Raw genomic sequence first — 20,372 nt, 5'->3', positions numbered from 1 at the left:
ATGCAACGTTTGTTTTCGGAGATTGTTGAAAATCAACAGCACACGTATCGCGCGTGTCAGCACTAGGGGAAACGCCACGACCGGAAGGCCGAACGTTTATTCCCCTATTTCCAGTCAAAATTGGGAAATCAAAGCGCCTGACAAGGCCTGAGAGGTTGTCTTTTCTTTGACGTATCCTGGCGAAGACTTCAAAATCTGGAACATGGAAACAGCTCAGTACATATTCGTACTTATCGCCGCCTCACCCTTCGTCATCTGGGGCGCCATTCTCTATGGCCTGTCGGTTGCCGTTCCAATAAAGAGCAGTACGGGCACAAGCTTGTCTGGCGAAGGAACATCAAAAGCAACGGACAGACAATCGTTTTATCTGTCGGACCTACCGGATGTTGCTATCGAGCATTACTATATTCACCAGACCGAGCGAACACCCTATATTTCAAGCTGAAGACCATTCAACTTAATAAAGATATACAGACATAAATGCAGTAATCGATAGCTGACATGCAATATTGTCTGGAACCATTTGCAAAATAATGCATTCTGTTCGGCACAGTCATCCAGTCCTTTGGCTGATTGAAGTGTCCGACCGCGTGTGATCAGACAAATCCGAGGTCGGGCCACCTGTTTTACAACTGGAGTTCGACATGGGCATTTTCGACAAGATCAAGGGCGCCATCTGGGGTCAGGCACAAGCAGCGACACCTGCTGCGGAAACGACCGCAACCGCCGAACCGAGCCAGACGACAGCGGCAGCTCCTTCCCCGACTGCAGCTCCTTCTTCGTCAGCACCTGCTGCTACGGGCGCAGTTGATGTCAGCGCTGTTCTCGATGCAGCGGTGGCGAAAAGCGGTCAGAAGCTCAACTGGAAATCGTCAATCGTCGATCTGATGAAGGCGCTTGGCCTCGACAGCAGCCTTGAGCACCGCAAGGAGCTTGCCAAGGAACTCGGCTATACCGGCGATACGAGCGATTCTGCGACGATGAATGTCTGGCTGCACAAGCAGGTCATTCAGAAGCTCAAGGACAATGGCGGCATTGTGCCTGCCGGTCTCTAATATTATGCGGTCATAAGGGAACTTATGGCCCCATAATACGTTTATAAACAGACGCTTGGAACGAGAAGTTTATCCCGAAAGATAAGCAGATGTTCCAGGCGTCTGTCGAAAGTTCGAACGATCGATCCGATTTCTTGAGGTGTGGCGTAAAGCGCAGACGTTTTGGGAACCTGTTGTCACACATGTTCGTTTCTTTTGCGGGTCCGCTTCTCGGTCCCAACTTTGGAAGACATGTTTCAAGGTTTGGCACAACCAATAGGTACTCGCCGAGCCTGGATTAAAGGAGTGGATCAAATGAGCGGTGCAGGCGTGGGCTGGATTGCTGCCATCATCATTGGTGGTCTCGCTGGCTGGATTGCTTCCAATTTCATGAACAGCAACACCGGCATATTCATGAATATCATTCTGGGCATCATCGGCGCCGCAGTGGCGAGCTTTCTATTCGGGCTGCTGGGCGTTTCTTTCGGTGGCTGGATTGGCTATCTGATCTCAGGCTTTGTCGGCGCCTGTATACTGATATGGCTTGGGCGATTGATCAGCTCATAAAACACAAGGCGCCACTGGCGCCTTTTTCTTACATGTCTGCCCTTCCGACCGGTGTTCTCGTCATGCATCGAACATGGCAAGCGTTCGTAACAATGTTTCAAACGTCACCGGCTGGCTCTGATCCTGCTGCGAATCCGCGACCGCATCAGTTCTTGAAGAGGCTTTGCGCACACTGCTCGGGCTATAGCCGAACTGCTGCGTGAATGCCCGCGTGAAATTGGCAGCGGAATCAAAACCGAAAGCCAGTGCAACATCCGCGACTTTTCTATTCTCAGATGCATCGGCCAACATGGCATGGGCTGCAAAGAGACGTCTTTGCCGAATGTAATTCAGAACGCCGCCGGATCCTTCAAAGAGCTGGTAAAGATGTGTGCGTGAAACTGCCAGCTCACGGCTCAGAGCTTCCGGGGTCAAATCCCGCGACATGAGATTTTTCTGGATGAACCGCCTCGCCTTGGTCATCAAACCAAATTGGGAAATCTGCTCACTCACATCGATTTGCTTTACGAGAGGCGCGATCGTATCAAATATGATCTGCCGCAGACTGTCCCGCAAACCCGGCAAGTCTTCATGAGTGGCGCGGCTGAGACCATTCTCAAGGCTTGTAACGAAATCGATCAGCAATTTCGCGCGATAGCCGCCCAAAGTGACATTATTGCTGGCTTCAGGCATGCCGCCGCGACCGGCAAACTGATCGACAGGAATGATCAGCGAAACAGATTCCGTAGCAATCGCCCGCCCCCGAAACGGATAGCCGAGCGAGCGCACATCGATCATTCCCGGCTCGTTTTCGGCAACCCGACCGTCAACACCTGTCCAGCTATGACCGCTGCGCAGGAAACTGATCAGCCAGTGATCAATAGTGCTAAAACGAACCTTTTCCTTCGGTCGTTCGTAACTGAATGCCGGTGCAGTCTGCTGGATGAGAAGCATACCGCCCAAATCCCACACAGTCTGGGACGCTATAAAGCCATCGCTGGAGCGAATTCCATCAGGCAGGCGCAAGTCCAGCAAGGGTGCCATATGCAGTTGCCAGGCGGAAAACTGGTCGGATGGTTCAGAACCCTCCGTCGTAAAAACCAGCGGTTCCAACAGGTTAGAACTACCAGCAACCTCACCCAGCGGAGAAACCGGCGTGCGCACTGATTGCCGACGCTCTACAAATTCAGATTCAAAATCTTGCCCGGTCTTGTCATTGTCGGACGTCACGGAAATTCCCTGATTTCACCGCTCATCCCAAGCGATGCATTTCGGTATTAGACTTTATGCTTAGATAATAACATTAGAAAAAATTAAATAAATCGAATTCGCCGTCGGAAGATTAAATTAGTTTCATGTATAAAGACGCGAAAAACTTGCCTCTGGCAGTCTCTTTTAAAATGTCGATCCGGCATTACTCGGAAATTCGAAAATACAAGCAAATCCAATTAGTAAGAGACCGTTTTCACCAAACACCCAACGCCATTAGTACATTAGCACAAGCTAACAGTAGACAGGCGCGAGCCTTTCATGGGATATATGCGACTGCATCCCATTTAGTGAAAATTGTCCGGAATTTCCGGCAGGAATGTTAAATCGCGCTTGCTAAAACACCTCCAAAATAACCAACAGGAGGCAGTCGCATGAACAATGTATTTTTCAATGCTGTACGCCGTGAAAGCGTAAAATGGGTGGCAACGGCGGCAATCGGTCTCGCAGCTTCTTTGTGCCTGTCAGCAACTGCGCAGGCAAAAGACAGCCACAAGCCGAAGAATGACACGCGGTCGGTTTATCTCGTGAAATATCGCGTTAATAACGAAGTCCGATACAACAAAAACCCGATGGGCAAGGTTGTTAAAGTCTCGGCTTCGCAATATTTCGGCGCCACTCCCTATGTCTGCACGCCGAGCGGCTTTGGTCAAAAGTCCCGCTGCTTCATGCGTGACTAATTATGACCGTGATCCGGGGCCGACATTTACATCCCTTGATGTTCAAGGATGCAAATGTCGGCTTCTGAAGACCACCAGCCCGCCAACTCCGCTCATGCACTCCTAAAGCACGAAGTCGGCGAGCCGGTTTCCCCGCCCGGGATTTATTTGGCTGACGCTTTAATCCGCATCAGCCCCTTGCTGACCAGATCGCCCCGCACGAGCTTTTGTGCTTCATCCGTCGGTTTCGGAGGGTTGTTCCGGAATATGTACCAGTCGCCGCCAAGGGAGCGCTTCTGGTAGATCACGCCTGCCTTCTCGCGGTGCAGGAAGCAGCTTGTATCTCCGCCGCCGCCACCGGATTTATTGCGCCAGTAAGCCTGCATGCAGAGCTTGCCGCCGTCAGTCGTGTACCAGCGTCCTTCGCCATAGGACCAGGCTTTGCCCTTCTGGGACCAGGCCGCCAGTTTGTGCCGGTCGGCAGAGAAAAAGCCGCCGCCATCCTTCCATTTCCATGTCTTGCCGGCATAGATCGCCTCAAGCGCCTGTGCAGACATTGGTGTTGCTGCAGCGGCCAGCTTGGCCGTTGCGTCATCTGCTTTTGGCTTCGGTGCAGCTTCAGCGACACCTGCCACGAGGAGTACGGACAGCGCCGCACTCACGGCTGTGAAACGGATCGAAAACATTTTGCTTTCCTGTCCAATCGTTTAACGGTCGGGGTTAGACGTTCAGTTTAATCCAAAGGATGGTTCGCAACGCGCCAGTCAGGCCGTCCGACACCCCTTGGCCAAGGATAAACTTCGCGGTCGTTGAAATAAACGACAGCAGTCAGCGCCGGGAATTCGGGCTGAGGCTTGTTGGCCTCTGCGGCCCATGCCCGGACATAATCGTCGCTGCCTTCGTAACCAAGTTCCGCGATAACGATCGGCTTGTTGAAGGCCACGACCCGGTCGTATCCGGGCTTCGCGCGTTCGACGAAACTCGTGGGGCGTCCAACCTCCAGCTTGTCGTAAGGCTCGTAGCCGAACACTGAAAGGCCAATCACGTCCACGAAGGCATCACCGGGATAATAGGCCTGAAGCCCCTCTTCCCCCTTTGGCGACCACATATATTTGGCGTTTGGCAAAGTCTTTTTACAAACCTTGACCACATGCTGGTAAGCGGCAATATATCCCTGCGGCGACCAGTAGGACCATGTGAACTGTCCCGACTTGTCGTCCATTTCCTGTGCCCAGCGAATGGTCACCGGGCTTTTCAGTTTCGACGCTGCCGAACAGACGGCGCCCATATTGGAATCGTAGCGACCATTCTCGATGCCGCTCAAAAGCGCATCCGGCGCAACGCGCCAGTCACGCGCCCATGACCAGGGTTCGATGGTGATCAGCAACTCGCGACCGCGTTCACGCGCATAGGAATCCGCCTGGGCGAGGCTCGTCAGGTCCACATCTTCCCATGGCAAGAACAGATGTTCGATCTTCGAATTGGGATCGTTTGTGTAATCCCCGTGCGGATCGTAAGCGCCGGGTTTGATCGAGTTCGGCGTGATGACCGGGCGCTTGTCGTGGAACAGGTTGCGCGTATCCACTGTCGCACCGGAAACGCCGCTCGCAGCGTAAACGGCAGTGGAGACAAGCGCTCCGCAGAGCAAAACAGAGGCTATTTTATAAGGGGTTTTCATGGCCCCCTCCCTTCTATTGTTTTGGCGATTGCGGAGTTGTTGCTTCCGCTTTCAGCGCGCCATTCTTTTGTTCCGTTGAAAGGCTGATGGATACGAGCTTGCGCGCTTCGTCCTCCGCGCGTCCGTCGGCGTGACGGAAGACGTACCAAACGCCATTGGGCTCGCGCTTCTGATAGACCACGCCATCACCGATACGGTGCGAAAAGCATGTCTTGACCGGAAACTTGCCTTGATCGGTATGCCAGTCAGCCTTCAGGCACATCAGCCCGGTCTTGGTGATCATCCAGCGACCCTCGGCCCAGGCTTTGCCCTTTTCGCCATCAACGCGCGCGGTGAAGCGGCGATCCGTGATCTGCATCTGACCCGAGCCATCGGCCCATTGCCAGTTCTTGTCGCGGTAAAGCGTGTAGATCTCAAACGGCGTCATCACACGCGTGCCGGCAGGTGCGTTGTCACCGGGCATGGTCGCAGCCTCGGCAGCACCAGCGGCAAGCCCCGTCAGGCCAGCCATCAGGACAAGAGGCGCCAGGGCCAGCTTGCTCCGGCGGCTGAAATAGCGGCCGGTATCAAACATCGATAGTTTCATTTGATCCTCCCACGATTTTGAGATTGCGCGCGCCCGCCTGGGGTTCTTGTGGTGGGCGGACGCGCGCCTGCGGCAGCAACGTTGTTGGTTTTATTTCCTGCCGCAGATGAACGGGGCGACCGATGGTCGAAACACGAAACCCAAGTCTTTCGGCCGCGGTTCGGGAAAAGACATTTCTAAGGTCAACGAGAACGGCCTGATGCATCAGGCGCTTCATGCGATCGAGATCAAGCTTGCGAATGCTGTCCCATTCGGTCACGACAACAGCAGCGTCCGCGCCGGCAACGCAGTCATAGGCATTCTCGAAAAACTCCACATCGGTGAGGATGCGGCGCGCATTCTCGATGCCGACCGGATCGTGTGCCTGAATGCGCGCACCGAAACGCTGCAAGGTTTCGATCAGTGGAATAGATGGCGCATCGCGCATATCGTCCGTATCAGGCTTGAAGGTCAGACCGAGAACAGCAATGGTTCGGCCCTCGATATCGCCGCCGAGTGCATCCATGACCTTCAGCGCCATGCGGCGCTTGCGCGCTTCATTTGCGGTCACGGTTTCCTCGACCAGACGCAGCGCCACCCCGTGGTCCTGTGCGGTACGCAGCAGAGCAATCGTGTCCTTCGGGAAACAGGAGCCGCCATAGCCCGGACCCGCATTCAGAAAACTGGTGCCGATCCGCTTGTCCAGCCCCATGCCCAAAGCCAGATCGGTAACGTCGCTGCCCACTTCCTCGCAGAGATCGGCGAGTTCGTTGATGAAGGTGATTTTGGTGGCGAGAAACGCATTCGCCGCATATTTGATCAGTTCGGACGTGCGGCGCTGCGTCACCACGATGGGCGTCTGGTTTGCTTCAAGCGGCGCGCTGTAAAGCTCGACGAGAAGCTTGCGCGCCCGCTCGTCCTCGACGCCGATTACCACGCGGTCGGGTTCCAGAAAGTCGCGAATGGCAACGCCTTCACGCAGGAATTCAGGATTGGAGGCAACCGAGAAGGTTCCCGGCTTGCGTACCGAACCGATGATCTTCTGCACCACATCGCCGGTGCCAACCGGAACGGTGGACTTCACGACGACGACCGTATTGTCATCAATCAACGGTGCCAGTTCGCGCGCCGCCATATAGACGAACGACAGGTCGGCATCGCCATGTCCGGCACGTGCTGGCGTACCGACCGCGATGAGCACGAGCTGCGCACCCTTGACGGCTTCGGCCAGATTGCAGGTGAAGCTCAGACGGCCAAAAGCGAAGTTGCGCTCGACCAGTTCATCAAGCCCCGGTTCGTAAATCGGGACGACGCCGCGTTCCAGTCCGGAGATCTTCTGCGCGTCCTTGTCCACGCAGACAACTTCATGTCCCCAGGCGGCGAAGCAGGTGCCGCTGACCAAACCGACATAACCCGTTCCAATGACAGCGATCTTCATAACAAGTCCCGCCTCTCCGCTAATTGTTATCGTTGCTCGACCCGTTGAACGGGTTCTTGCGCCAACGAGGGTTGAATATTGTCTTGTGAGTGTCGCGTCCGCCGACGCCTGCTCCGGCTACCGAGAATTGGTCGTCGAAGACTGAAAAGCTCAACGTGCCCCAGGTCAGAGCTTCAATGCCGTCGCGGCCCCGTTCAGCGGTCGTAAAACCTGTGACCATGACAAGCGCCATGAAGCTGCTTGCGAGGACCGGCTGATAGAGCCGGCTTTGCATCCGCACCTTATTTTCGCGTGCATGCTGCACAATGATCATGCCGATCAGAAACAGGTAGAAGCACGCATTGATGATGGCAAAGACGTAGAAGCCGCGTGTTTGATCAGCGTCGTCGACCAACAGAACCGGAACCAGCGACAGCATGGAGATGAAGGCATAGGGTGCAAGCACACGGAACGGCACCGGATCGACTTCAGAAGAGCCCTTCGGCGTAACGCGGAAGTCGACGAATGAACCCGTTGCCCAGTCACGAAATGCTGCGAAGGTTCCGGCCAATACCCAGGGCCAACGCGCCAGCAGAAACAGCATCGCTTCCCAGCTGAAAATCTTGCCGTCGACCGGACGAAATGTCTTGCTCGACCGCCACCAGAACGCGAGGAACAAAATCATCAGCGACTGCGGCATGAAGTGGAGCAGAAAATCCGGATATGTGACACTGACAAAATTATCGCCGTAAGCAAGGATAATGATCGGCAGCAGGAAGGTCATAGCCAGGAAGAAGGCATAGAGCGGATACCAGACCTGTGAAAACAGAAACTGGAACTTTAAACGCAGTGGCAGACGACCGATCAGCTTCGGTGTGTACTGCAAAAGGATCATGACCAGACTGCGCGACCACTGAAATTCCTGCGTCACGAGATCGCCGAAAGTGCGCGGGCCATCGCCATGGGCAATCGCATCCAATGCATGGACGCCACGCCAGCCATGCGCATTCATGAACAGGGTCGTCGAATGATCTTCGGCAAGTTCGGGACCAAGGCCGCCGATTTCCTTCAGAGCCGCTGTACGCACTGCATAATGCGAACCGATACACACAGGCGCAAAGCCGCCATTGTAACCCGCCTGCAACGAGCCATGCATGCTCGCCTCGACATAGAGACGTCCGCGTGCCGACCAGCTTTCATGTGCATTGCGATCACAGATGCTTGGCGCTGAAACATAACCGATTGCCGGGTCTGCGAATGGACGCAGAATGTTGTAGAGATAATCCGGCTCTGGCACATGGTCCGCATCGAGCTGCGATACGAAGTCATAGCGTTCATAGCCGTAATGATCGTAGAAGAACGCCAGATTGCCTTCCTTGCACCGTGTACGGCGTGGCCAGGTCTGCCGGTGATAATCCGCCCGTCCCTTGCGCGTCGAAACGAACACGCCATGCTCACGGCACCAGGCCAGCGTTGATGGTGATGGATCTTCATCGGCAAGCCAGGTGTCATGCGGGACATTCTGAGCCAGCATGGCAAGCAGTGTTTCCGAAACAATTTCAAACGGTTCGGACGGTGCCTTGGTGACCACCATGGCAACCCGGCTTCCTTCCGGCAGCCGCAGCGGACCGGACGGGCGCGCAGCATGGAAGAAAATCAGGATGAAATAGAGTGGCAGTATGGTTATCCAGGCCAACAGCGCTGTCACCAGAACGGAGCCAACCGGATGGATATGTTCGGCGCTGATCAGCCACCATTGCCAGAAATAAGCGATGGCCATGGCCCAGAGAACGATGCCGACAATATATTCCACCCGCTTGCGACCGGTGAAAATGGGCGTCAGCAATGGTTCCTGATTGTCTGTAACCAAAGGAATCCGTGGCGTCTTCATGATCGCGCCTCCAGACCGAAGAATGGAGCAGCGGTGCGAATGATCGTATCGAGATCGGAATGGAGCGTGGTGAAACCAAGCTTTGCTGCTGCTTCCGCCGGATCCGCGTAAAGTGCTGGCGGATCGCCTGCCCGGCGCGCGCGCATTTCGACCGGCACCTGACGTCCCGTCACGCGCCCGATGGCATCGACGATTTCCTTGATTGACGTGCCACGCCCGGTTCCAAGATTGAGAACCAGATTGCCGCCACCATTCACCAGATGTTCGACGGCCAGCACATGGGCCCGCGCCAGATCGACAACATGGATATAATCACGGATGCAGGTGCCATCCGGCGTGTCGTAATCGTCGCCGAAAACTTCAAGCACATCGGCGCTTCCTGCCGCAGCCAGCATGGCGCGCGGGATAAGATGGGTTTCAGGATCGTGCTTTTCGCCCAGTTCTCCATCGATATCGGCACCGCAAGCGTTGAAATAACGCAGCGCCGCATAACGCATTTCATAGGCTGCCGAATAATCGGCAAGCATATGTTCAGCGATCAGCTTGGTTCGCCCATAAGGATTGATTGGACGTTGCACCTCGCCTTCGCGGATCGGCAGGCGATCCGGAACGCCATAGGTAGCGCAGCTGGACGAGAAAATGACCGGACGACCGCCCGTCAAACGGCACGCTTCCAGAAGCGACTGCGTGCCGCAGACATTGTTGCGATAATACTTGGCCGGGTCCGTAACGGATTCCCCGACATAGGCCGAAGCGGCAAAATGGATGACTGCAACAGGATCGTAAGTCTCAATAGCTGCGATGAGCTTTTCCTGCGAGAGAATATCGCCTTCGACGAATTCTCCCCAACGTACCGAAGCCTTATGACCGGTCAACAGATTGTCGTATACGACCGGAGAAAAACCGTGCCCGGCCAAAAGCTTGGCCGTATGGCTACCGATAAAGCCAGCACCGCCGGCAACGAGTACGTTTTGCTGGGTCATCATGCCACCTCAACAAGCTCTCCCGAAGGTCGGACCAGTTGGCGCTCAAAATAGGAGATCGTCGACTTCAGACCTTCTGTCAGGGCAATCGCTGGCTCCCAGCCCAGTTCGCGCTTGGCAACGGTGATGTCCGGGCGACGCTGGCGCGGGTCATCGGTCGGCAGCGGGCGTTGCACGATCCGCGACGACGAGCCAGTCAAAGCGATGATCTGTTCAGCCAGTTCCCGCACAGTGAATTCGCCAGGATTGCCGAGATTGACCGGCGTGTGGATGGCAGGCTGGCTGCCCATCAGGCGGCAGAAACCTTCAATGAGATCATCGACATAGCAGAAGGATCGCGTCTGGGAACCATCGCCATAGATGGTGATATCGTCGCCCTTGAGAGCCTGCACGATGAAGTTCGATACGACGCGGCCATCATCCGGGCGCATGCGTGGACCATAGGTATTGAAGATACGCACAATGCGGATATCGACGCCGTATTGCTTATGGAAATCATAGAACAGCGTTTCAGCCGACCGCTTGCCTTCGTCGTAGCAAGAGCGCGGGCCGAACGAATTGACATTGCCCCAATAGGATTCCGGCTGCGGATGCACCTGTGGATCGCCATAGACTTCTGATGTCGAAGCCTGAAAAATCCGGGCCTGATAATGAGCAGCAAGTTCGAGCAGATTGAGCGAGCCGATAACGCTCGTCTTCATCGTGTGAACCGGATCGGCCTGATAATGCGGCGGCGAAGCCGGGCATGCCAGATTGTAGATTTCATCAACCGGCAGATCGAGCGGATGCACAATGTCATGGCGAACGAAGCTGAACGTGTCGTAGCGCAGCAGATTGCGCAGGTTTTCGATACGCCCCGTGGAAAAATTATCGACACAGATAACGAAATTACCTTCGCGCAGGAGCCGTTCGCAAAGATGCGAACCTAGGAACCCTGCTCCGCCAGCAACGAGAATACGACGCGTTGACATGCGTTCAGCGGATATACTCGAAGATTTGAAGATGATGCTCACAAAAACCTCCCGCGATACTCATCCGGTTTATGTCAATTCTTCAAACGCAAAGAGACACCCCAGCAGCCACACAGATGTGGACACCATAATCATTGGTTTTGGATGTTCTTTATTGGATGATTGACGATAACCGCGCCGGTTGGCTCTGTCGTTAGCGTAGAATCCTGAAACTTGTCTCCACGTCCAATTTTTCTATAAAACGCCGCGTTCTGTACTTTTTTGGAATAGAAAACTGAATTTTGAAAACTTTAAAGCCGCTCAATCTGGCCGATAATTGTTGAGTGTGATCGACACTTCCAATGGTGATTTTGATGCACAGCCGGATGATTTTCGCGAATCGCACGCTCGAAAATTCAACGCAATAATACGCTCTGTAATATTTGTTTATATCCACTCTGAATTCATTGAAGCTTACATATTTTTACATATAAATGATTTCATATTCTGAAGTGTAGATGACGGCCCTAAGACAAAGATTTCGGCGTTAAAACCTCACCCACGTCTCTACGTATTCATATTTGCAGCCTTTATCCATATACGGGTTTACATTAGCTTGCGCGCATTCTTGAGGTGATGAGGAGGAGACACATCGGGATGAGTGCTGCACATATTGATACTGCTGTTCGAAAGGCCACCCGGCGATTGCTGCCATTTCTGGCGCTGATGCTGATCATGGCCTTTCTGGACCGCGCGAATATCGGCTTCGCCAAGAAGGAATTCCAACTCGATACGGGTTTGAGCGATGCCGCCTATGCTTTCGGAGCGGGTATATTCTTCATCGGTTACGCTCTGTTTGAAGTGCCGAGCAATATTATCCTGCACAAAGTCGGAGCGCGGCTCTGGCTTAGCCGTATCATGATCAGCTGGGGCCTCGTATCCGCAGCGATGATGTTCGCCCATACGGAAACCGTGTTCTACACGCTGCGTTTTCTGCTGGGCGTTTGCGAAGCCGGTTTTTATCCCGGTGTGCTGCTCTATCTAACCTACTGGTTTCCAGCGAAGGAACGCGCAAAGGCGACGGGCCTGTTCTATCTGGGCGTACCGCTTGCTCTGGTGCTGGGCAGCCCCCTGTCCGGCTGGCTGCTCACACATCACGGCGTTTTCGGACTGACCAACTGGCAATGGATGTTCCTTGTCGAAGGTCTTGGCGCCTCGCTTATGGGCATCATCGCACTCTTCTATCTGACCGACCGGCCTGAAAAGGCAAGCTGGCTCACACCAGAAGAAAGAGACGCGCTGACCACTGTCGTGAAGGCAGAAGAAGCCGCCAAGGAAAACACCCACAAACATTCGGCGCTTTCTGTTCTGAAAGACGCCAGAGTGTGGGCGTTTATCGCGATCTACTTTTTCCTGCAGATCGGCACCGCGCCGCTGACATTCTACTTCCCGTCGCGATTCGCCGATGCGGCATCGGGTGGCGAGATGAACCTCTTCATCGGCACGCTGTTGAGCCTGCCGTGGCTGTGTTCGGTGATTGCAACCCGCTATTTCACAGTGCTTGCGGACAATACCGGCAAACACCGGCTTATCTGCGCCCTGATGGTTACCGCGGGCACCATCGCTTTGGGCATGATCGGCCTGACTGGAAACGCGTGGATCATGCTGATTGCGGCATGTATTGCGGTGCCGGGGCTTACGGCATCACAGCCCGTTTTCTGGAGCCTGCCGACGCGCTATCTCGGTGGCGTTGGCGCGGCAAGCGGTATTGCCTTCATCGTATCCATCGGCAATCTGGGCGCATTCTTCGCGCCGCAGATCAAGAACTGGGCCGATGTTGCCGTCGGCAATCACGATGCCGGGTTCTATGTTCTGGCTCTTCTTTGCGCCCTCGCCATCGTCGTTTTGGTCGGACTGCGTGCATGGAATGGCGGAAACGAACTCGCAAAGCGCCCTGCATAACCACTTCAACAAACAGGCTCCTGGCTGACCTTTCGGCCAGGAGTTTCACCCCGCGTTACTCATTCATGCAGCCCGCGTCAGATTTAGTCTGGTTTATGAAAATAAGTCATTGATGCGATTGCTTGGTTCAGCTAGAAACGCGGCAGATCAGGCTTTCAGCCGTCCAGTGTGCACCCGTAGCTCAGCTGGATAGAGTGCTGCCCTCCGAAGGCAGAGGTCACAGGTTCGAATCCTGTCGGGTGCGCCATTTCTCAATCAGCTTTCAAATCCACTTGGGATGCTTGTAGCCAGCCGTCAATACCTTTGCCTGCGGCTATGCCCATTGCGAAACATGCCGTCAGGAGATAACCGCCGGTCGGCGCTTCCCAATCGACCATTTCACCCGCAACAAAGACACCGGGCAGTTTCCGCAGCATCTGATTCTGATCGATCTCATCCCAGACGATACCGCCTGCGGAAGAGATAACTTCCTCTAACGGACGGGTGCGCAACAGCGGAACGTGGAGCGCCTTGATGGCGTGTGCGAGCTTGTCAGGGTTTTTATCCCGCAGATATTCAGCGACAAGCGCTGCCTTCACACCGGTCAGGGCAGCGCCCTTGCGCAATAGATTGGCAAAGCTGAGTTTGCTGTCTTGTCGCGTCAGATCAGCTTTAAGACGTTCAACGCTGCGACCCGGTGCAAGATCAAGCACCAGATCGGCCCGCCCGTCTGCCGCCAGCGCATCGCGCAATGCCGCTGCGTGGGCGTAGACAAGGCTTCCTTCGACACCCGTTTTGGTGATGACAAATTCGCCCTGTGTCGTTCCCGCCGCGCTCGTGATGGTGACCGATTTCACCGGCTCACCGGCAAAACGGCTCGTAAGATGCTCGCTCCAAGCGACATCGAAGCCGCAATTTGCGGAAGTTAGCGGCGCAACCGTAATGCCTCTCTCGGTAAACGGCGGCACCCAGGCACCGTTTGAACCGAGTTTTGGCCAACTCGCACCGCCAAAGGCAAACAGCGCGGCATCGCATTCGACTGTTTGGCGGCCATTGGCCGTTTCCACAATCGGCATATCGCCGTCAAAGCCGACCCAGCGATGACGCGTCAGCACGCGCACGCCCTGCGTTTCCAGACGACGCCCCCACGCGCGCAGAAGCGGCGAAGCTTTCATCACCTTGGGAAACACGCGGTCCGACGATCCGACGAAGGTTTCAGCACCAAGCGCGTCAGCCCAATTCCGCAAATCTTGAGGCCCAAACTTTTGCAGCATCGGCAGAAGCCGGGCGTTTGCGGCACCAAACCGGGTGGTAAAGACGGAGAAATCTTCCGCATGGGTGATGTTGAGACCGGATTTTCCGGCGAGCAGGAATTTGCGTCCAACCGTCGGCATCTGCTCGTAAACAGTCACACCATATCCGAGCGCCGACAGTTTTTCGGCTGCGATCAAGCCAGATGGACCGCCGCCGAAAACCGCGATGCGGCCGCTACGCATGACTGTCTTGCCGAGAAGTGGACGTTAAATCCATCAGTCCTGCTTCTCCAGCATTTCCTTAACGGTGGTCGCCAACTGTTTGAGCGAGAACGGCTTTGGCAGGAAGCCGAACTTGGCATCCGCAGGCAGGTTGCGCGCGAAGGCGTCTTCCGCATAACCGGATACGAACACGAATTTGATATCCGGATAGGTCTTGCGCAGCTCACGCAACAGCGTCGGGCCGTCCATTTCGGGCATGACCACGTCGGACACAACGATATCCACTTCGCCGCCAAGCTCTTCCATGATTTCCAGAGCTTCGACGCCAGAGGCGGCTTCATGCACCGTATAGCCGCGTGACTGGAGCGCCCGCACGCCGCCCATACGCACGGCATCCTCGTCTTCCACGAGCAGAACCGTGGCGGAACCGGAAAGGTCGGTCGCCTTTTCGACCTTCTTTTCCTTGACCGCTACTGGCGCGTCTTCGGCGCTCTTCTCCACGATGAGGCGTGGCAGGAAGATCTTGAAGGTCGTTCCCTTCCCGACTTCGGAATCGCAATAGATGAAGCCGCCGGTCTGCTTGATGATGCCATAGACCATCGACAAGCCAAGACCGGTGCCCTTGCCCACTTCCTTGGTAGTGAAGAACGGCTCAAAAATCTTCTCAAGCACATCAGCTGGTATGCCGGTGCCGGTATCTTCCACCTCGAAGACGACATAATCGGCTTCCGGAAGATCGCGATAATTGAGCTTTGCCGCTTCATGGACAGGCACGTTGCGGGTCCGCAGCGTGATTGCACCGCCCTCGGGCATTGCATCGCGCGCATTCACCGCCAGATTGACGGCAACCTGCTCGAACTGGCCAAGATCGGCTTTGACCGGCCACAAATCGCGGCCATGATCGATCTTGAGTTCGATATCCTTGCCGACAAGGCGTGCCAGCAGCATGCGCAGATCGGCCAGAACATCGGTCAGGTCCAGCACTTCCGGACGCAGCGTCTGGCGGCGCGAGAACGCAAGCAACTGACGCACTAGCGACGCCGCGCGGTTTGCGTTCTGCTTGATGTTCATAATGTCGGGGAAAGACGGATCGGATGCGCGATGATTGGTCAATAGCAGGTCCGACGACATGATGATCGCCGTCAGAACGTTGTTGAAGTCGTGGGCAATGCCACCGGCAAGCTGGCCAACAGCTTGCATCTTCTGGCTCTGCGCCATTTGGTTTTCGAGCGCTTTCTGCTCGGTGGTTTCAACGGCGGAAATGATCGCTGCTTCTTCCGACGATTCCCCGCCCATATCGCTGACCGGGCTCATATAGAAACGGATATGCCGTTCCTCATTACCCGGAAGCACGGTGTCGACCGGCGAAATGCTGGCCTGCCCGGCAAATGCCGCGGCAAGCGCCTTGGTGAACACTTCGCGGTCACGCTCATGGACGACATTTTCGAGCTTCACACGGCGATCGACGGAATCGCGATCCACGACCGACGAGAAAATATCGAGGAAGCGCGCATTGGTGCGCAGCGTGTGGCCCTGTGCATCGACGGCAGCAATGGCCATCGGCGCGGAATTGAAAAAGCGCGTGAACCGCACTTCCGCCGAACGCAGCGCTGCCGAGGAATCATCGCCCTCTGCGCGATCCAGCACAATGGTGCGGCTGGTGCCGCGTGTCCCGTCACGGGCTGCCTGCACACGATGATAAAAGCGCACGGCCAGACTCTGACCATTGCGCTTGATGAGATCGAGATCAATTACCGTGTTACGGCTGGTGCCAGGCTCGGCCTTGACGGCCTTGATAAGCGCCATGCCGCTGCCTGCAACAATTTCGTTGAGCGTCAGCGAACCCGGTGTGAAGGCTGTCAGATCGACACCCAGCCATTCCGCCAAAGTGGCGTTGAGATAGATGATACGACCCGATGGATCGGCAGAGAAGAAGCCCGCCGGTGCGTGATCAAGATGATTGATTGCTTCCTGCAGCTCCTGAAAGAAACGTTCCTGTTCGGCGCGTTCCTCGGAAATATCGGCAATCTGCCAGGCAGCGAGCGGGCCCTTGTAGTCCTGTCCTGCCTCGATAGGGCGAGCCTTGATCCGATACCAGACCGGCGCCAAAGAACCATGCGCCTCGCGGGAAAGCCCACCAGACAGCCGCACTTCTTCCTGCCCGGACAGACCGTCGCGCACTGCGTTGGTGAGACGGTAGATTGCGTCGGAAGCTGCTGGTTCGGCCGTCAGCACATTGTCGAGCGAGCGGATGCCATCGGCGTTCGCAACGCCGGTCATATTGGCATAGGCCTGATTGGCATAGACGATCTGTCCGCGAGAATCGGAAATAACTGTGCCTTCCGGCTGCGAATCCATGAAGGAATGCGCCAGATCCTGCCCGCCTTTGCGCTGGCTGAACTGGATCAGACCTGTGGTCGCGCCCAGAAGATAGAAGACGCCGACCATAGACAGGATGCCCATCAGGATGAGCGCAAAGCCATCGCCGATCCGGTCGCGAAACAGGAAATAGACAACCGCCAGCCCGGTCAGCAGAAGGCCGACAATCAGCAGACGCAGCGCGCCGCTGGAATTGCGCTTCGGTGTGACGAGCGGTTTCGGATATGCGTTGTCCGTCTGTCGAGACATCAAGCCCACCGACCTTCCATGCTGCATGACTGTTCTCCGCAGGCAGCGATTGTGCCGCGCATTGTTTCAATCAGCCAAGACGTCTTTTCACTCATTAAGCAACCCGATCCTGTCGCCACCCATTTCCTTGCGCGTTCTCCATAAACGATCGCGCAGCGGGGCGAAACGCCATGCATCTGGGTATATCCGATTCGCAGAATGCGTTAATCGGCGAGCAGCACAAGCGTTGCTACACGGAAACGGTGTAAACCGGGTCGTTTTTCACTGTTTTGATGGGAGTTCATAGATTTCCCGCATTTCGCCCACAATTTGATAGAACATTCCCAACGCTTGCAAATTCAACTACTGTCCTGAAAATGCAAGTTACGCGATGATGCGGAATGTCGGGGGATGCGCAATCTCCGTTTCATCAGCGTTTTTCGAATATAGAATTTAAGAGGGTATCCGCATGAAGGAATGGCTCAGCGGCATCGTTGGAGAAAGCGCGGCTAATATTGTCGGCTTTGTGCTTATATTTGCGATCATTCTCGGCGGAATTTTCGTTGTCTTGAGTATTATCCGCCGTTTCAGTGGCGGCAGTTTCACATCGAACAGCCGGTCGCGTCAGCCCCGCCTTTCCGTTATGGATGCCGCAGCCGTGGATAGCCGCCGCAAGCTGGTTCTCATTCGACGCGATGATGTTGAGCATCTGCTGCTCATCGGCGGACCGACCGATGTGGTGGTCGAACAGAATATCGTCATGGAATCACGTGCGCATGCCCGCGTGCAGACCTCGCGCATCGAGCCGGAACATATCGAGCGCTTTCGCCAGCATGAGGCGACGATAGCCAGTGATGTGAGCGAGCGCCCTGCTCTGTCATCACAAAACTCCGCGCCAGAATCAGCGCCGGAAAAGGATGAGGCGATCCAGCTCAGCTCGGCTATCGAGACGCCGGTCTATCGCAAGCCAGAACCGCCAAAGGAAGAACCGGTTCGCCAGGAAGCTCCGCAGGTTGTTGCGCCCCGTGTGCCGCCACGCCCGCCGGTGACACCGACTGTTGCTCCCGCGGCCCCGCAGGCACCTGCCCGCCCTCCGGTTGCACCACCCGTACAGGCAGCGCCGCAGAACCGTCCACAACCAAGACCCGCTCCGAATTATCCGCCGCAGCCGCGCACCGTGCTTCCGGCTCAGCCGCCGCAGCCTTCGCAGCCGCCAGCACGCGCCCATCCTGCCTATCCGCTCAGCCAGGTATCGCGTGGCGTGGTCAGCTCCACCTCAAATCTGGCTACTACGGCTACCGTAGCGGCTGGCGCTGCTGCTGCAACCGTCGCTTCCGCGAACCTTGGCAGCATAGTGCCGGAACGTGAACCAGCTTCTACCCCGACAACCGCGCTTACGCCGCCGCTCGATGTGACCAGCCCTTCCGTTTCGTCCACCGTGACGCCGGATTTCACCAGTGTAGCTGAACCAAAGCGCGTCGAGCCTGAAGTGACAGTTGCCGCGCCGGCGCAATCGGCTCCGGCAACGGAAGATGACGGTCTGGAGGGACTGGGCGGCGCATTGCACGACGCGATCATGGCTGATCTCGAAACGGAAACAGCACCGGCCAAGGAAGAAGCGCCCACACCGGAACCAGATCTGACGGCTGACTTCTTCGAGGATGAACTCTTAAGCTCGCTCGATATCTCGGCGACCGACGACACACCGTCCGATGATATTGAAGACGAGATGGAAAAACTTCTCGGTGAACTGACGAAGAACGAAACCCGCCCTTAAGCGAACTGCTCTTTTAGAGCGGTTCCGGTTAAAACGGAATCGTGGAACCGCTCTATCTATTTGTTTTGACGCATTATCCTACGCATCGAAGCGGGACCAGAACTCAGTCCAGTGGACTGATTTCCCCGCGTAGGCGCTTCGCACTTTTGCTGGAAATGCTCTAAGATTGAAACATCAGCGGTTATGCCGCTGGCGTTTTCATTTGATGAATATGCAAAAACAAAAGGCTGCGGTTGCCCGCAGCCTTCGAAATTTCTCAAACCAACGTTATGTTTTAGTCGTCGCGATAAACTTTTTCACGACGCTCATGACGTTCCTGCGCCTCAATAGACAACGTCGCAATTGGGCGTGCATCCAGACGCTTCAGGCTGATTGGCTCGCCGGTTTCTTCACAGAAACCATAAGTGCCTTCGTCAATCCGGCTCAGAGCCGCATCAATCTTGGAAATCAGCTTCCGCTGTCTGTCGCGAGCCCTAAGCTCGATTGCCCGGTCCGTTTCGGAGGATGCCCTATCCGCCAGATCGGGATGGTTTGCATTTTCCTGCTGTAGCGCTTCAAGCGTTTCACGCGCTTCGCGCAGAATATCATTCCTCCACGCGATCAACTTCGCGCGGAAATAAGACTTCTGCCGTTCATTCATGAACGGTTCGTCTTCAGTGGGCCTATAGTCAAGGTCGATTAATTCACTCATTCTGAATCACCCCACATCTAGGAGACGCGTGCGGTTATATAAGTCCATCGTCCAGTCGACACAACATCAAAGAAACGTATCCCACTACTTTTTAGTGCATCAATTTTGTGTGTATTTGCAAAAAAATTGTGCAAATGACGCGCGCCACAGATACGCCGCCCATTATGTCTGGAGGATGACATCGACGATTAAATTTAGATTGCAATGGGAAACATGAATTCACGAATTCGGATTTCGTTGCTCTAGTATGCCCAATAAATTGGCATAAATCCGCTGTGAACAACGTCAGGCAATAGTGGAAAATCAAACCCGGCAGCGCAACAACCGCGCATTTTAGCGAAATTCATGTCAAAACATCTGCATAGCCAGCTTCGGGACGGTGCACATGAGTCGATTGCTTCTCCTACGACATGCCAAAGCCGTCTGGGCAAAGCCCGGGATGAAAGACTACGACCGGCCGCTGGATGCGGAAGGTCACGCTGCGCTTGATCGGCTTGCCGCGGCGATGCGCGCAACAGGCCTCCTGCCCGACCGCGTGGTGTTGTCCGGCTCCAGCCGCACGCGGGAAACCGCCTTCGGGCTGCTGGAAAGGCTGGGCGTCGAGGTGGAAACTGTCATCGACGACGAAATCTACAGCGGCGGCGCAGCAGAATATCTGCAATCTATCCGCACGCATGGCGATGTCGAGACGCTGATGCTGGTGGGCCACAATCCAAGCATGGAAGATCTGGCGCTAGCGCTATGCGCGAAAGGCGATCCGGACAGTCTCGACCGGCTGCATGCGGGTTTTCCCACCGCCGCGCTCGCCACCATATCCTTTTCTGGAAAGCTGAGCGATCTCAGCCGCGAACACGGATTTCTTGAAAGTTTTCCGCAGCCGTAAGCTTGT

Annotated in this window: 18 protein-coding genes and 1 tRNA gene; 8 read left to right on the top strand and 11 right to left on the bottom strand. The window is 55.5% G+C overall.

What is annotated here, in order from left to right; translation table 11 throughout:
- The first annotated feature begins 202 nt into the window (after nucleotides 1–202).
- The 3 genes from FGI60_RS10330 (at nucleotide 203) to FGI60_RS10320 (ending at nucleotide 1,601) form a co-directional block, all read left to right on the top strand.
- On the top strand, nucleotides 203–445 hold the full coding sequence (locus FGI60_RS10330; protein ID WP_138785098.1) for a hypothetical protein: 243 nt from the start codon (nucleotides 203–205) through the stop codon (nucleotides 443–445).
- 199 nt (nucleotides 446–644) lie between these two features.
- Nucleotides 645–1,055 (top strand): DUF3597 domain-containing protein, encoded by a 411-nt coding sequence (locus FGI60_RS10325; RefSeq protein ID WP_138785097.1) that lies wholly within the window; start codon nucleotides 645–647, stop codon nucleotides 1,053–1,055.
- Between the two features lie 294 nt (nucleotides 1,056–1,349).
- Nucleotides 1,350–1,601: a GlsB/YeaQ/YmgE family stress response membrane protein gene (locus FGI60_RS10320; RefSeq protein WP_138785096.1), complete on the top strand. Its 252-nt coding sequence runs from the start codon at nucleotides 1,350–1,352 to the stop codon at nucleotides 1,599–1,601.
- 60 nt (nucleotides 1,602–1,661) lie between these two features.
- On the opposite strand, the gene FGI60_RS10315 is transcribed toward FGI60_RS10320, so the two are convergent.
- Nucleotides 1,662–2,810: a helix-turn-helix domain-containing protein gene (locus FGI60_RS10315; protein ID WP_138785095.1), complete on the bottom strand. Its 1,149-nt coding sequence runs from the start codon at nucleotides 2,808–2,810 to the stop codon at nucleotides 1,662–1,664.
- Nucleotides 2,811–3,223: 413 nt separating this feature from the next.
- Here FGI60_RS10315 and FGI60_RS10310 point away from each other — a divergent pair, with 413 nt between their 5' ends.
- A complete protein-coding gene (locus FGI60_RS10310) occupies nucleotides 3,224–3,529 on the top strand; it encodes a hypothetical protein (protein ID WP_138785094.1) in 306 nt (101 codons plus the stop codon).
- A gap of 143 nt (nucleotides 3,530–3,672) precedes the next feature.
- Here the strand turns inward: FGI60_RS10310 and FGI60_RS10305 are convergent, their stop codons facing one another.
- The 7 genes from FGI60_RS10305 to FGI60_RS10275 are packed head-to-tail and all read right to left on the bottom strand — an operon-like array spanning nucleotide 3,673 to nucleotide 11,055.
- Nucleotides 3,673–4,194 (bottom strand): DUF995 domain-containing protein, encoded by a 522-nt coding sequence (locus FGI60_RS10305; protein WP_138785093.1) that lies wholly within the window; start codon nucleotides 4,192–4,194, stop codon nucleotides 3,673–3,675.
- 47 nt (nucleotides 4,195–4,241) lie between these two features.
- Nucleotides 4,242–5,186, bottom strand: coding sequence for a glycoside hydrolase family 26 protein (locus tag FGI60_RS10300; protein WP_138785092.1), 945 nt, complete (start codon nucleotides 5,184–5,186; stop codon nucleotides 4,242–4,244).
- Between the two features lie 13 nt (nucleotides 5,187–5,199).
- On the bottom strand, nucleotides 5,200–5,772 hold the full coding sequence (locus FGI60_RS10295) for a DUF995 domain-containing protein (protein WP_235889781.1): 573 nt from the start codon (nucleotides 5,770–5,772) through the stop codon (nucleotides 5,200–5,202).
- Nucleotides 5,753–7,189, bottom strand: coding sequence for a UDP-glucose dehydrogenase family protein (locus FGI60_RS10290; protein WP_138785091.1), 1,437 nt, complete (start codon nucleotides 7,187–7,189; stop codon nucleotides 5,753–5,755). The genes FGI60_RS10295 and FGI60_RS10290 overlap by 20 nt, the downstream gene beginning before the upstream one ends.
- Nucleotides 7,190–7,208: 19 nt before the next feature.
- A complete protein-coding gene (locus tag FGI60_RS10285; RefSeq protein WP_138785090.1) occupies nucleotides 7,209–9,059 on the bottom strand; it encodes a glycosyltransferase family 2 protein in 1,851 nt (616 codons plus the stop codon).
- Nucleotides 9,056–10,042, bottom strand: a complete 987-nt coding sequence (gene galE / locus FGI60_RS10280; protein WP_138785192.1) for a UDP-glucose 4-epimerase GalE — start codon at nucleotides 10,040–10,042, stop codon at nucleotides 9,056–9,058. The genes FGI60_RS10285 and galE overlap by 4 nt, the downstream gene beginning before the upstream one ends.
- Nucleotides 10,042–11,055: a UDP-glucuronic acid decarboxylase family protein gene (locus tag FGI60_RS10275; protein ID WP_078338582.1), complete on the bottom strand. Its 1,014-nt coding sequence runs from the start codon at nucleotides 11,053–11,055 to the stop codon at nucleotides 10,042–10,044. Before FGI60_RS10275 ends, galE begins: the two co-directional genes overlap by 1 nt.
- A 594-nt stretch (nucleotides 11,056–11,649) precedes the next feature.
- On the opposite strand from FGI60_RS10275, the gene FGI60_RS10270 reads away from it, so the two are divergent.
- A complete protein-coding gene (locus FGI60_RS10270; RefSeq protein ID WP_078338581.1) occupies nucleotides 11,650–12,954 on the top strand; it encodes an MFS transporter in 1,305 nt (434 codons plus the stop codon).
- A 170-nt stretch (nucleotides 12,955–13,124) separates the two neighbouring features.
- A tRNA-Arg gene (locus FGI60_RS10265) sits at nucleotides 13,125–13,201 on the top strand.
- 4 nt (nucleotides 13,202–13,205) lie between these two features.
- On the opposite strand, the gene FGI60_RS10260 is transcribed toward FGI60_RS10265, so the two are convergent.
- Nucleotides 13,206–14,429, bottom strand: a complete 1,224-nt coding sequence (locus FGI60_RS10260; protein WP_138785089.1) for a TIGR03862 family flavoprotein — start codon at nucleotides 14,427–14,429, stop codon at nucleotides 13,206–13,208.
- Nucleotides 14,430–14,462: 33 nt separating this feature from the next.
- A complete protein-coding gene (gene cckA / locus FGI60_RS10255) occupies nucleotides 14,463–17,036 on the bottom strand; it encodes a cell cycle histidine kinase CckA (protein WP_138785088.1) in 2,574 nt (857 codons plus the stop codon).
- A 448-nt stretch (nucleotides 17,037–17,484) separates the two neighbouring features.
- Here cckA and FGI60_RS10250 point away from each other — a divergent pair, with 448 nt between their 5' ends.
- Entirely contained in the window at nucleotides 17,485–18,792 is a 1,308-nt protein-coding gene (locus tag FGI60_RS10250) for a flagellar biosynthetic protein FliO (RefSeq protein ID WP_138785087.1), read from the top strand.
- 274 nt (nucleotides 18,793–19,066) lie between these two features.
- On the opposite strand, the gene dksA is transcribed toward FGI60_RS10250, so the two are convergent.
- A complete protein-coding gene (gene dksA / locus FGI60_RS10245; protein ID WP_078338578.1) occupies nucleotides 19,067–19,483 on the bottom strand; it encodes an RNA polymerase-binding protein DksA in 417 nt (138 codons plus the stop codon).
- A 385-nt stretch (nucleotides 19,484–19,868) separates the two neighbouring features.
- Between dksA and FGI60_RS10240 the strand changes: the two genes are divergently transcribed.
- Nucleotides 19,869–20,366: a SixA phosphatase family protein gene (locus FGI60_RS10240; protein ID WP_138785086.1), complete on the top strand. Its 498-nt coding sequence runs from the start codon at nucleotides 19,869–19,871 to the stop codon at nucleotides 20,364–20,366.
- Nucleotides 20,367–20,372: the final 6 nt, after the last annotated feature.

It is taken from the genome of Brucella haematophila, assembly GCF_005938105.1.
In the GTDB taxonomy this organism is placed as follows: Bacteria; Pseudomonadota; Alphaproteobacteria; order Rhizobiales; family Rhizobiaceae; genus Brucella; species Brucella haematophila.
The sequence above is the reverse complement of the archived record's forward strand: the minus strand, read 5'-3'. Positions and strand labels throughout refer to the sequence as shown.

Coding starts and splice junctions, on each gene's coding strand:
- FGI60_RS10330 (WP_138785098.1), top strand. CDS start 203: ATGGAAACAGCTCAGTACATATTCGTACTTATCGCCGCCTCACCCTTC.
- FGI60_RS10325 (WP_138785097.1), top strand. CDS start 645: ATGGGCATTTTCGACAAGATCAAGGGCGCCATCTGGGGTCAGGCACAA.
- FGI60_RS10320 (WP_138785096.1), top strand. CDS start 1,350: ATGAGCGGTGCAGGCGTGGGCTGGATTGCTGCCATCATCATTGGTGGT.
- FGI60_RS10310 (WP_138785094.1), top strand. CDS start 3,224: ATGAACAATGTATTTTTCAATGCTGTACGCCGTGAAAGCGTAAAATGG.
- FGI60_RS10305 (WP_138785093.1), bottom strand. CDS start 4,194: ATGTTTTCGATCCGTTTCACAGCCGTGAGTGCGGCGCTGTCCGTACTC.
- FGI60_RS10300 (WP_138785092.1), bottom strand. CDS start 5,186: ATGAAAACCCCTTATAAAATAGCCTCTGTTTTGCTCTGCGGAGCGCTT.
- FGI60_RS10295 (WP_235889781.1), bottom strand. CDS start 5,772: ATGAAACTATCGATGTTTGATACCGGCCGCTATTTCAGCCGCCGGAGC.
- FGI60_RS10290 (WP_138785091.1), bottom strand. CDS start 7,189: ATGAAGATCGCTGTCATTGGAACGGGTTATGTCGGTTTGGTCAGCGGC.
- FGI60_RS10285 (WP_138785090.1), bottom strand. CDS start 9,059: ATGAAGACGCCACGGATTCCTTTGGTTACAGACAATCAGGAACCATTG.
- galE (WP_138785192.1), bottom strand. CDS start 10,042: ATGACCCAGCAAAACGTACTCGTTGCCGGCGGTGCTGGCTTTATCGGT.
- FGI60_RS10270 (WP_078338581.1), top strand. CDS start 11,650: ATGAGTGCTGCACATATTGATACTGCTGTTCGAAAGGCCACCCGGCGA.
- FGI60_RS10260 (WP_138785089.1), bottom strand. CDS start 14,429: ATGCGTAGCGGCCGCATCGCGGTTTTCGGCGGCGGTCCATCTGGCTTG.
- cckA (WP_138785088.1), bottom strand. CDS start 17,036: ATGTCTCGACAGACGGACAACGCATATCCGAAACCGCTCGTCACACCG.
- FGI60_RS10250 (WP_138785087.1), top strand. CDS start 17,485: ATGAAGGAATGGCTCAGCGGCATCGTTGGAGAAAGCGCGGCTAATATT.
- dksA (WP_078338578.1), bottom strand. CDS start 19,483: ATGAGTGAATTAATCGACCTTGACTATAGGCCCACTGAAGACGAACCG.
- FGI60_RS10240 (WP_138785086.1), top strand. CDS start 19,869: ATGAGTCGATTGCTTCTCCTACGACATGCCAAAGCCGTCTGGGCAAAG.